This is a genomic window from Burkholderia pyrrocinia, from assembly GCF_022809715.1.
GTDB lineage: Bacteria > Pseudomonadota > Gammaproteobacteria > Burkholderiales > Burkholderiaceae > Burkholderia > Burkholderia pyrrocinia_C.
In genome coordinates this window covers 888,194-900,224 of sequence record NZ_CP094459.1, presented here as the reverse complement: position 1 = coordinate 900,224, position 12,031 = coordinate 888,194, and the positions used below count along the sequence as shown (strand labels likewise).

The following is a 12,031-nucleotide window of genomic DNA, read 5'->3' as shown; positions in this document are numbered from 1 at the left end:
GATCCGGCCCCTTCGGCATTTTCGACGCTTTATTTTTTTCTTTTTTCATGTCCGCCACCTCCCCGCTGCGCATCGCGCTCGTCTGCAACACGGCCTGGGCGATCTACACGTACCGCCACGGTTTGATCCGTGCGCTCGTCGCGCGCGGCGCCGAGGTCATCGTGATCGCGCCGCACGACCGCACGGTGCCGCTGCTCGAGCAGATGGGCTGCCGCTACGTGGCGCTCACGGTCGCATCGAAAGGCACGAGCCCGCGCGAGGATCTCGGCACGCTCGCCGCGCTGGTGCGTCACTACCGTGCGCTGAAGCCCGATCTCGTGTTCCATTACACGATCAAGCCGAACATCTACGGCTCGGTCGCCGCATGGCTCGCGCGCGTGCCGTCGATCGCGGTGACGACGGGGCTCGGTTATGTATTCATCCAGAAGAGCCGCGCGGCCAGCGTCGCGAAACGCCTGTACCGCTTCGCGTTCCGCTTCCCGCGTGAAGTCTGGTTCCTGAACCGCGACGATCTCGCAACGTTCACCGACGAGCAGCTGCTCGCGCATCCCGACCGCGCGCGGCTGCTGCACGGCGAAGGCGTCGACCTCGAACAGTTCGCGCCCGTGCAACTGCCCGGCGGCGACGCGCCCGTCTTCATCCTGATCGGCCGGCTGCTGTGGGACAAGGGCGTGCGCGAATATGTGGAGGCCGCGCGCATCGTGCGGGCCCGCTACCCGAACGCGCGCTTCCAGCTGCTCGGGCCGCTCGGCGTCGACAATCCGAGCGCGATCGGCCGCGCGGATGTCGACGCGTGGGTCGGCGAAGGCATCGTCGAGTATCTCGGCGAAGCGCACGACGTGCGCCCGCACATTGCGGCCGCCGACTGCGTCGTGCTGCCGTCGTACCGCGAAGGCGTGCCGCGCACGCTGATGGAAGCCTCGGCGATGGGCCGCCCGATCGTCGCGACCGACGTGCCGGGCTGCCGCGACGTCGTCGCCGACGGCAAAACGGGCTTCCTGTGCCGCGTGCGCGACAGCGCGAGCCTCGCCGAGCAACTGCTCCGCATGATCGAACTCGGAACGGCCGGACGCGACGCGATGGGCGCGCGCGGCCGGCAGAAGGTCGCGGCTGAATTCGACGAGCAGCAGGTCGTCGAACGTTACCGGCAGACCATTCATTCGTTGACAGGCATCACCCTCTGAAGGAGCGCATCAGCATGACCGCTAAAGGCACCATCCTCGTCACCGGCGGTGCGGGCTACATCGGCTCGCACACGGCCGTCGAGCTGCTCGACAACGGCTACGATGTCGTGATCGTCGACAACCTCGTCAACAGCAAGGCCGAATCCGTGCGGCGCATCGAGCAGATCACGGGCAGGACGCCCGCGTTCCACCAGGTCGACGTGTGCGACGAAGCCGCGCTCGCGAAGGTGTTCGACGCGCACCCGATCACCGGCACGATCCACTTCGCGGCGCTCAAGGCCGTCGGCGAATCGGTCGCGAAACCGCTCGAGTACTACCAGAACAACATCGGCGGCCTGCTCGCCGTGCTCAAGGTCATGCGCGAGCGCAACGTCAGGCAGTTCGTGTTCAGCTCGTCCGCGACCGTATACGGCGTGCCCGAGCGCTCGCCGATCGACGAATCGTTCCCGCTGTCCGCGACCAACCCGTACGGCCAGTCGAAGCTGATCGCCGAGCAGATCCTGCGCGATCTCGAGGTGTCCGACCCGTCGTGGCGCATCGCGACGCTGCGCTACTTCAACCCGGTCGGCGCGCATGCGAGCGGGCTGATCGGCGAGGATCCGGCCGGCATCCCGAACAACCTGATGCCGTATGTCGCGCAGGTCGCGGTCGGCAAGCTGGAAAAACTGCGCGTGTTCGGCTCCGACTACCCGACGCCGGACGGCACGGGCGTGCGCGACTACATCCACGTCGTCGATCTCGCGAAGGGGCACATCGCCGCGCTCGACGCACTGGCGAAGCGCGACGCGAGCTTCGTCGTGAACCTCGGCACGGGCCAGGGCTACAGCGTGCTCGAAGTCGTGCGCGCGTTCGAGAAGGCATCGGGCCGCCCGGTGCCGTACGAGCTCGTCGCGCGCCGCCCGGGCGACATCGCCGAGTGCTACGCGAACCCGCAGGCCGCGGCCGACATCATCGGCTGGCGCGCGACGCTCGGCATCGAGGAAATGTGTGCCGACCACTGGCGATGGCAGGAGGGCAACCCGCGCGGTTTTGTATAATCCGCTGTCCATTTTTCGAGCGATCCCATGCTCAGCTTCGCGTCCGGCTTCATCGTCTCCCTGCTCGTCACGCTGTTCATCGTGCGCTACGCGCACCTTCACGAGAAATTCTCGGTCGACAGCGACCTGGCCGGCGTGCAGAAATTCCACGTGCGGCCCGTGCCGCGCGTTGGGGGCATCGGGATCCTCGCCGGGGTCGTCATTGCCGCGCTGATCCTGTCGCGGCGCTATCCGACGATCGCCGGCAGCATTCTCGGGATCGCCGCATGCGGAATGCCGGCGTTCCTGTCAGGGCTCGTCGAGGACCTGACCAAGCGCGTGTCGCCGCGTGCGCGGCTGCTGTGCACGATGGGCGCGGCCGCGCTCGCGTTCGGGGTGATGGGTATCGCGGTCAAGCGCATCAGCGTGCCGCCGCTCGATTTCCTGCTCGGCTACGTGGCCATCTCGGCGTTCGTCACGGTGCTCGCGGTCGCGGCGCTCGCCAACGCGATCAACATCATCGACGGCTTCAACGGACTCGCGTCGATGGTCAGCTTCATGATGTTCGCGTCGCTCGCGTATGTCGCGTTCCATGTCAACGACCCGGTCGTGATGTCCGCGTCGATCATCATGATGGGCGCCGTGCTCGGCTTCTTCCTGTGGAATTTCCCCGCCGGGCTGATCTTCCTCGGCGACGGCGGCGCGTATTTCATCGGGTTCATGCTCGCGGAACTCGCGATCATGCTCGTGATGCGCAATCGCGAAGTGTCCGCTTGGTATCCGGTGCTGTTGTTCATGTATCCGATCTTCGAGACGTGCTTCTCGATCTACCGGAAGAAATTCATCCGCGGGATGTCGCCTGGGATTCCGGACGGCGTGCATCTTCATATGCTCGTGTACAAGCGGCTGATGCGGTGGGCGGTCGGGACGAAGCACGCGCATGATCTGACGCGGCGCAATTCGCTGACGTCGCCGTACCTGTGGCTGCTGTGCCTCGTCGCGGTGATTCCGGCGACGCTGTTCTGGCGGCATACCGTGCATCTGTTCGTTTTTGTCGTGCTGTTCGCGCTGACGTATGTGTGGCTTTATCTCAGCATCGTGCGGTTCAGGGCGCCGCGGTGGATGGTGGTGAGGAAGGAAAGGCGCGGGCATTGAGCGTGGCGGGCCGCCGGTGCGTCGCCGGTTCGCACGGCCCGCCGTTGCTGACGGGACCGTGGCGATGCGGCCGCGAATCGACGAGCGGAATACTAGGCCCCCGCGGTATTCGTGCTCCAACGCGGCAGTTGCGTATAGATCACGACGTTACCGTCGTCCTGAACGTAAGTGGCTCCACCGGGATATCCACTCGTACCGGAATACCAGAGCGGCGTCCCTGTCGAACTGTAGACGACCAGATTGCCGTCCGGTTGCATCACCGCAAAGGCGCCCGGATGATTGTAGGTACCCGAACTCCACTGCGCAACGCCCTGGCGAAGCAGCACCAAATTGCCGTCGCCCTGCATGACCAGCACGTTCGCGCCATTGCCTGAAATAAAACCTTGGCCGCTGCTGAGGGCAATGCCGCCCTTCCAGACGGCCGGGCCGCTCGTGGAGTTCGTATATCCGCTGGCAGCGGTCGATGTGGCAAATACCGGCACGGACGATCGGTAGATCACCATGTTGCCGTCGTCCTGCACGGCAAGAGACTGACCGTAGGACGCCCCGCCGGTCGCCGAGTACCACAGCGCGTTGCCGCTCGCGCCGTAGACCACGAAATTGCCATCGGCCTGAAACACGGCATACGCTCCGGCGTTTCCGTACGTGCGGGAACTCCACACCGCGGCGCCATTAGTCGTGTTGTAAAGCACGAGGTTGCCGTCGTATTGCATGACCAGCTCATGGCTTTTGGAAGCCGAATACACGACTTGCCCCGGCTTGAGCATCGTACCTTCGTTGATCACGCCGCCGTAGATCGGGGCCGTCGGAACGCATATCGCGGAATACAGCACGCTGACGTTCGGCGTGCCCCAGCCGGTCACGAAATCCCATCCCGAACCCGCACTGTATGCGCCATTCGAACCGTTGGTGATATCGCGAAAGCTCGATGGGGTCGTGGTTTTAGTGCTATACAGCGTGGGCGCCGCGAAACCGAGATTCGTCGCGCAGGCACCGGACAGCATGCGCGCCCAGGTCGCGGCAAACAGCGGCGCGGACAGGCTCGTCCCGCCCACTATCTCGAGTTGTCCTCCCACGATGACTGCTTCGCCGCTGTTCGGATCGGCATCGAACGCAAGGTCCGGCATGCCCCGAAAAGCGCGCCCCTTGAGCGCCGGAACGTTCGACTGCCACGATGGAATCGGCTCGATGCCACTGATGCCGCCCCCGCTGGAGTCCCAGGCCGTCTCGCCCGCGTAGCTGCCGTTCCCGTTCGTATAGAGCGTGGTACCCCCAACGGCCACGACATACGGGGACGTCGCCGGATATTGCACCGACGTGCCGGTGCAGCCGTACGCCACGCTGCCTGAATCCCCGGAACTGACCGCGAAAGTCTGCCCCTGCGCGACGGCGAGCTGGAACAGCGTGTCGATGGCCGCCGTCGGCGCCCAGTTCTCGCAACCGCCGATCGACATGTTGATGACCCGGGCGGTGTTGTCGATCACGGCGCGATTGATTGCAAGCGCCATATCGCTCCAGGCAAGCGATGACGCAACGTAGAAATTGAGCTGCTTGACGCCGCCGGACATCCCGACGATGGTCTGGCTATCGAGCGACCATTCGACGTTCGCGCTCGTGTCCGCGCTCGGTAGCCCGACACGGATCACCGAAACGGGTACGGCGGGCAGATGGTTGTTGCTCACGAACGTCGCCAAGTCGATGACAGGCTGCGTCACGTCTCCTTCGGCAATGATGCCGACCGTGGTGTTGGCAGCCGTCGGGGTGCTGCCGACGGAATAGATGCCGGGAAAGTCCGTCGGGTTGTGACCCACCGTGACCGCGGAAGTAGTCGGCGACGCATTGGCGGTCGGCGCAACGCCCGCATTGGAAGCGCGCACGAAATTCGGACGCAGGCGAGTCGCGGTATCGAGCCCGAGAACCCCTTGAACGACCCCGCTGATCGCATCGGGCATCGTCTCCGGGGCGGTATTGATATGCGTGCTGGTGCCGTCCGCCATCGCGACCGGAACGAGCGACGTCTGGAACACGCCGGATATCACGCCGGCCGGGGCATCGGCTTCGACGATCATGTTGTTGTCGGCCACCTTGATGTTCGTGAAGCCCTTACTTCCCAAATAGGCCTTCACGGTGGCGACCTGGCCTGCAGTGGGCGCGTACTGCGCGGCAATCTGCGCGGACGTCAGCACGGCCCCGAAGCTGGCGCTGCCGGGCGTTCGCGCTTGCTGCAGAAAGCGGTTCAACCCGGCTTCGTCATTCAGCTTGAGCACCAGCGCAACATGGACCGGCGCCGTTGCGCTCATCGGCGCCGCGCTCACCGCGTTTCCTGTGACTCGCAGCGCCGACAGTTTGCCGGCCTGCGCCGTGGCCACCGCCGGACTTGCGTCATCGCCGCCGCCGCAGCCTGCAAGCGCGAGCACCATGAGTGCCGCGCCCATTCCCCTAGCAATATGTTCTGCTTTCATCGGATTGGTATCGAACGTAGATTTTTTATTCAGTTTTTCACATCGTTCTTTACGGCAATCGCACGGCAATCTTGAGGAAAACATGTGCAGAAATCGGCCGACAGTCAAATGACGCTGACGTATCGAGCCATGCGCCCGGCGTGCAGATATTCCACGTGCGGCCCGTGCCGCGCGTTGGAGGCATCGGAATGCCTCGCCGGGGTCGTCATTGCCGCGCTGATCTTGTCGCGGCGCTATCCGACGATCGCCCGGCAGCATTCTGGGCATCGCCGCCTGCGGGCTGCCGGCGTTCCTGTCCGACCTCGTCGAGGACCTGACCAAGCGCGTGTCGCCGCGCGCGCGGCTGCTGTGCCTCGTCGCGGTGATACCCGCGACGCTGTTCTGGCGGCACACGGTGCTCCTGTTCGTGTTCGTCGTGCTGTTCCCGCTGACCTATATGTAGCTTTATCTCAGCATCGTGCGGTTCAGGGTGCCGCGGTGGATGGTGGTGAGGAAGACGCGGCGCGGGAATTTAGCGGTCTTCCGGCCGCCATACGGCCTGTCGCCAACCGACGCCGGCGGTTTACGGTGCCTCAAGGCCCGCCCACGCAACGAACGGAACACTAGCTTCCCGCAGTATTGCTGCTCCAGTGCGGCACTTGCGTATAGATCACGACGTTACCGTCGTCCTGAACGTAGGTGACTGCGCCCGGATTTCCACTGGTGTTGGAATACCAGAGCGGCGTGTGCGTCGAACTGTAGACGACCAGATTGCCATCCGTTTGCATCGTGGCATATGCGCCCGCATGACCGAACGTACCGGAATTCCACTGCGGAACACCCTGGCGAAGCAGTACCAAATTGCCGTCGCCCTGCATGACCAGCACGTTTGCGCCGTTGCCTGAAGCAAAGCTCTGGCCGTTGCTGATGGTGACGCCGTCCTTCCAGACGGCAGGGCCGCTCGACGAGTTGAAGTATCCCGTCGTAGCGGTCGCGGTGGAAAATATCGGTATATCTGATTCGTAGATCACCATGTTGCCGTCGTCCTGAACGGCCAGGTATTGATCACGAGGCGTGCCATTGGTCGACGAGAACCAGAGCGCCTTGCCACTCGCGCTGTAGACCACAAAGTTGCCGTCAGGCTGGAAGACCGCATAGGCGGCGGCGTTTCCGGAAGTTCCTGAATTCCACGCCGCAGCGCCATTGGTCGTGTTGTAAAGCACGAGGTTGCCGTCGTACTGCATGACGAGTTCATGGTTCCTGGACGGCGAGTACAGTGTTTGTCCCGGGTTCAGTGTCGTACCTTCATTGACGATACCGCCGTAGATGGGCGACGTCGGCGCGCATATTGCCGAATGCAACACGCTGATATTCGGCGTGCCCCAACCTGTCACGAAGTCCCATCCCGGGCCGGCGCTGTATGCGCCGTTCGTCCCGTAGGTGACATCGCGGAAGATGGCCGGGGTAGTTGCTTGAAAGCTGTACAAGGTGGGCGCGGCGAATCCCAGGTTCGTCACGCAAGAGCCGGAGAGCATGCGCGCCCAGGTTGCCGCAAACAGCGGCGCGGCCAGGCTTGTTCCTCCCACGGTCTGCAGTTGTCCGCCGACAATGACCAGCGCACCGCTGTAGGGATCGGCATCGAACGCAAGATCCGGGACGCCCCGATAGGCTCGCCCATTGAGTTGGGATACGTTCGCCTGCCAGGCGGGAATGGGCTCCACGACGCTGATGCCGCCACCACTACCGTCCCAGGCCGTCTCACCGGCGTAGCTTCCGTTCGCGTTCGTGTACAGGCTTGTGCCGCCCACGGCTACGACATAGGGAGAGCTTGCCGGGTATTCCACCGAGGTGCCGGAACAGCCGTAGGCAACGCTGCCGGAATCCCCCGAGCTGATCGAGAAAGTCTGTCCTTGCGCTACAGCGAGTTTGAGCAGCACATCGACCGATGCCGTTGGTGCCCGGTTCTCGCATCCGCCAATGGACATGTTGATGACCCGGGCGGTATTGTCTGCCACCGCCAGATTGATGGCCGAAGCCATATCAATCCACGAGAACGATGACGCAACGTAGAAAGTGAGTTGTTTGAGGCCGCCGGACATTCCGACAATGCTCTGGCTATCGAGAGACCACTCCACGTTCGCGCTCGTGTCGGCGCTTGGTATCCCGGCATTGAGAACCGAGACGGGTACCGCGGGCAGCCGGTTGTTGCTTTCGAAGGTAGTCAGGTCGATAAGCGGCTGTGTCAGGTTTCCTTCGGCGATGATCCCCACCGTGATGTTGCGGGCCGTCGGAGCACTGCCGACGGAATAGATGCCAGGAAAAGCCGTTGGGTTATGACCTACCGTGACTGCCGCTGCTGCCAACGGCGCGCTTGCACTTTGCGCACCTCCCGCGAGCGGAACCCGGACGCTGTGCGTATGCAAGCGGGTCGCTGTATCCAGTCCTAAAACCGATTGGACGACACCGCTGATCGGATCGGGCATCGTCTCGGCGGTGAGGTTGACATGCGTCCGGCTGCCATCCGCCATCGCGACCGGCACCAGCGTCGTCCTGAACACGCCGGATACCACATTGGCCGGGGCATCGGCTTCGACGATCATGTTGTTTCCGGCTGCTTTGATGTTAGTGAAGCCATTACTTCGCAGGTAGGCCTTCACGGTCGCGACCTGCTCGGCCGTGGGAGCGTACTGCGCGGCGACCTGCGCCGAGCTCAGCACGGCTCCGAAATTGGCGCTGCCACGAGTCCTTGCTTGCTGCAGGAATCCATCCAATGCGATTTCGTTGTTGAGCTTGAGTACCAGCGCGACATGGACGAGCGTCGTGGCACTCAACGGCGCCAAACCCACAACATTGCCTGCGGCCCGCAGTTCCGACAACTTGTACGCCTGCTCGGTGACTGCCGTCGGGCTGTCGCCGCCCCCGCAGCTTGCAAGCGCGAACACCGCAAGTGCCGCGATCACCGATCTGGCAATGTGCTCGGTCTTCATCGGAATGGCCTCTGTTTTTTGATTATTTATTTAAATTTTTCGCAACCCCTCTTTTTATTGCAGCATCCGATCGTTAATTGGCGTTCTCGCCAAACTCAATTCCGCTGATAAAACATATGCAGGAATCAGCCAACAGTCAAATAAGCTCGGCACGCGGACGCGAACGGCTTAAGCCATGCCTTGATTCGAATAATGTCGCCGCGCAAATCCTGTAGGGGACATGCAATCAAGGGGCCGGCATACCCCACAAACAAAAATGCCGTCCAGTACTTCTACTGAACGGCATAGATTTCGCGAAACACCTGGTTTCGGCTATGTGCGACAACCCCTCGATTCGATCACTCGCCGGAAACCGCCCGCTTCGGCACGCTCTGCAGCACCGGCGCAATCGCTGTCTGATATTCCGGCACCCAGCGCCGCAAATCGCGCCGCACCTCGTCGTCGGACAGCACGCGGTGCTGCATCAGCCACGGCAGCAATTCATCGAGCAGGTTGTCCGGCACTTCGCGCGCCCGCGCGATCCGCAGTTTCGGATGAGGCGTGCGCGTCGTGGCCTCGTCGTCCGCGAGCAGCTCCTCGTAGAGCTTCTCGCCCGGCCGCAGCCCGGTGAACTCGATGCGGATCTGTTCTTCCGAGAAACCGTACAGGCGGATCAGGTCGCGCGCGAGATCGACGATCTTCACCGGCTCTCCCATGTCGAGAATGAAGATCTCGCCGCCATGCCCCATGCTCGACGCCTGCAGCACGAGCTGCGACGCTTCCGGGATCGTCATGAAGAAACGCGTGATCTCCGGGTGCGTGACCGTCACCGGGCCGCCCTTCGCGATCTGCTGCTGGAACTTCGGGATCACGCTGCCCGCGCTGCCGAGCACGTTACCGAAGCGCACGGTCTCGAACTGCGTGCGCCCGCTCGTCTGCTGCAACGCCTGGCAAGCCATTTCGGCCAGACGCTTGCTCGCGCCCATCACGTTGGTCGGATTGACGGCCTTGTCGGTCGAGATCAGCACGAAGTGACGCACGTCATGGCGGATCGCCGCGCGAGCCACGCGATACGTGCCGAGCACGTTGTTGCGCAGCGCCTGCCAGGCGTTGTGCTCCTCCATCAGCGGCACGTGCTTGTAGGCGGCTGCATGGAACACGATATGCGGTGCATGGCGCGACATCACCTGGTCGAGCAGCAGCGAATCCTTCGCGTCGCCGATAATTGGCAGGACCGGCAGGTCGGGGAAGCGTTCGCGCAGCTCCTCGGTCAGCCGGTACATCGCGTACTCGGACAGGTCGAACGCCACAAGCTGCGCCGGCGCGAAGCGCAGGATCTGCCGGCACAGCTCGGAGCCGATCGAGCCGCCCGCGCCCGTCACCATCACGACGCGGCCGCGCAGCAGCGCCTCGACGTGCGGCGTGTCGATCGTCACGGCGTCACGGCCGAGCAGATCCTCGAGATCGATGTTCCGCACCTGCGACAGGAAGCCCTGCCCCGGCATCAGCGCGGTCAGCGAAGGCAGCACCATCGCCTTCACGCCGGCACGCACGCACAGCGTCGCGACGCGACGCTGCACCTCGACCGACGCCGACGGAATCGCGATGATCGCGTACTCGACCTTCATCGCGTCGGTCCAGTGCTTCAGGTCGTTGAACGAGCCCAGCACCTTGTAGCCGTAGATTTCGCGGCCCTGCTTCGTGACGTCGTCGTCAAGCAGGCCGACGAGGCGCCATTCGCCGGAGCGCGACAGTTCGCGCGCGAGACTCGCACCGGCGGTGCCAGCGCCGAGCACCAGCACGGGCTTGCCCTTCCCGACCAGACCGCCGTACAGGTAGTACTCCTTCGTCGCGCGATACAGCGCACGCGCGCCGCCCATCGCCAGGAACAGCATCAGCGGCGACACAAGCAGTACCGAGCGTGGAATGATCGGAATCGGCTGGAACATCACGGCGCCGATCATCACGATCACGCCGCCGCCGACCACCGCCTTCGCGATGCGCATCAGGTCGGGCAGGCTCGCGAACACCCACAGCCCGCGATACAGGCCGAACCCGTGGAACATCAGCGCGTAGACGGGCAGCACCCACGTCAGCGCCGTCAGCGCGCCGCTCAGGAAATCATGCGGAACGCTGCCATTGAAACGAACGAGATAAGCGAACAACCATGCGGCGACAACCGCCGTCAGGTCGAACAAGAAAGCACTCAGTGACAGCCAAGATGCCTTGGATCGCAACATCGGCGGGAAACCTCAAGAGTTGTTTTCGGCGGCCGACTGAAACCGGCGCCAACGCATGTCGATCAACCATCCGAACCATGCCAGGACGCCATACCATGCGAAGAACGACAGCCATTGCTGCAGTTCGGGGCGGCCCTTTGCCCACACGGCGACAATTATGCCCGCGAGCATGATGAGGTACCAATAAAAAGCGGTCCGACCGTGACCTACGCCCGATCGGACCATCCTTTGATAATAGTGCTCGCGGTGTGCCTGCCAGAACTTTTCTCCGCGTAACAGGCGTCTCAAAAGTGTTACAGATGCGTCAGCAATAAAGGGCGCGAACACCAGCGCCGGGAACCAGATCGGCCAGGCACCGGTGCGCCAGCCCCAGTAGCCGAGCGCGCCGGCCAGGAATCCGAGCGGAATCGAGCCGGCGTCGCCGAGGAACAGCTTGGCCGGGTGGAAATTGAGCAGCAGGAAGCCCAGCGCCGCGCCGGCGACCGCCGCGCCCGCTACGACGAGATCGGGCGACGCCTGCGCGCCATTCAGCGCCGCGACCGCGTACCCGCCGAAACCGAACAGCGCCATGCCGCCCGCGAGGCCGTCGGCGCCATCCATGAAGTTGTACAGGTTCGTCAGCCAGACCATCGCGAAACCCACACCAACGAGCAGCCACCACGGTGCGTCGGCCGGAAAGGCGACGATCAGCGCGACGACTGCCGCGAGGTGTGCCGAGAACCTCACGCGGGCCGGCAGCCCGCGCCGGTCGTCGATCTGCGACATCGCGGCCAGCCCCGCGGCGGCGATGGCGATCAGCCACAGTCGCGGCGCCAGCGTCAACAACGCGACGATGCATACCGGCACGATACCCCATCCGCCGACGCGCGGCGTCGGCAGCGAATGGAGCGAACGGTCGTTCGGAATGTCGGTGGCGAGGCGCCAGGCGAGGCCGGTCGCGAGCAGCATGCGCAGGATGGCCGTCGATGCGATGGCGGCGGCCAGCGCCACCACGACCGCAGCAGGCCATGTGGAAATCGGGAAATGCAT

7 protein-coding genes and 1 pseudogene are annotated in these 12,031 nt (G+C 63.8%); 4 read left to right on the top strand and 4 right to left on the bottom strand.

The annotated features are described in order from the left end of the window. Positions 1–47: 47 nt before the first annotated feature. Genes MRS60_RS04145 through MRS60_RS04135 form a run of 3 tightly spaced genes read left to right on the top strand, consistent with a single transcriptional unit; the run spans position 48 to position 3,355 of the window. Positions 48–1,184, top strand: coding sequence for a glycosyltransferase family 4 protein (locus tag MRS60_RS04145; RefSeq protein ID WP_131947832.1), 1,137 nt, complete (start codon positions 48–50; stop codon positions 1,182–1,184). A gap of 14 nt (positions 1,185–1,198) precedes the next feature. Then, complete coding sequence (gene galE, locus MRS60_RS04140) at positions 1,199–2,221, top strand: UDP-glucose 4-epimerase GalE (protein WP_034182899.1); 1,023 nt, start codon at positions 1,199–1,201, stop codon at positions 2,219–2,221. A 27-nt stretch (positions 2,222–2,248) separates the two neighbouring features. Next, on the top strand, positions 2,249–3,355 hold the full coding sequence (locus tag MRS60_RS04135) for an MraY family glycosyltransferase (RefSeq protein ID WP_131947833.1): 1,107 nt from the start codon (positions 2,249–2,251) through the stop codon (positions 3,353–3,355). 92 nt (positions 3,356–3,447) lie between these two features. Here the strand turns inward: MRS60_RS04135 and MRS60_RS04130 are convergent, their stop codons facing one another. After that, positions 3,448–5,817, bottom strand: a complete 2,370-nt coding sequence (locus MRS60_RS04130; RefSeq protein WP_243565260.1) for a protease pro-enzyme activation domain-containing protein — start codon at positions 5,815–5,817, stop codon at positions 3,448–3,450. Positions 5,818–5,936: 119 nt separating this feature from the next. On the opposite strand from MRS60_RS04130, the pseudogene MRS60_RS35130 reads away from it, so the two are divergent. Then, positions 5,937–6,202, top strand: a pseudogene (locus MRS60_RS35130) (glycosyl transferase); the annotation flags it as partial. 217 nt (positions 6,203–6,419) lie between these two features. Here the strand turns inward: MRS60_RS35130 and MRS60_RS04120 are convergent. The 3 genes from MRS60_RS04120 to MRS60_RS04110 all read right to left on the bottom strand — a co-directional run bounded on the left by MRS60_RS04120 (position 6,420) and on the right by MRS60_RS04110 (position 12,031). After that, positions 6,420–8,783, bottom strand: a complete 2,364-nt coding sequence (locus tag MRS60_RS04120) for a protease pro-enzyme activation domain-containing protein (protein ID WP_243565259.1) — start codon at positions 8,781–8,783, stop codon at positions 6,420–6,422. Between the two features lie 338 nt (positions 8,784–9,121). Beyond that, positions 9,122–11,002 (bottom strand): polysaccharide biosynthesis protein, encoded by a 1,881-nt coding sequence (locus MRS60_RS04115; RefSeq protein ID WP_243565258.1) that lies wholly within the window; start codon positions 11,000–11,002, stop codon positions 9,122–9,124. Between the two features lie 12 nt (positions 11,003–11,014). After that, positions 11,015–12,031: an MraY family glycosyltransferase gene (locus MRS60_RS04110; RefSeq protein ID WP_243565257.1), complete on the bottom strand. Its 1,017-nt coding sequence runs from the start codon at positions 12,029–12,031 to the stop codon at positions 11,015–11,017.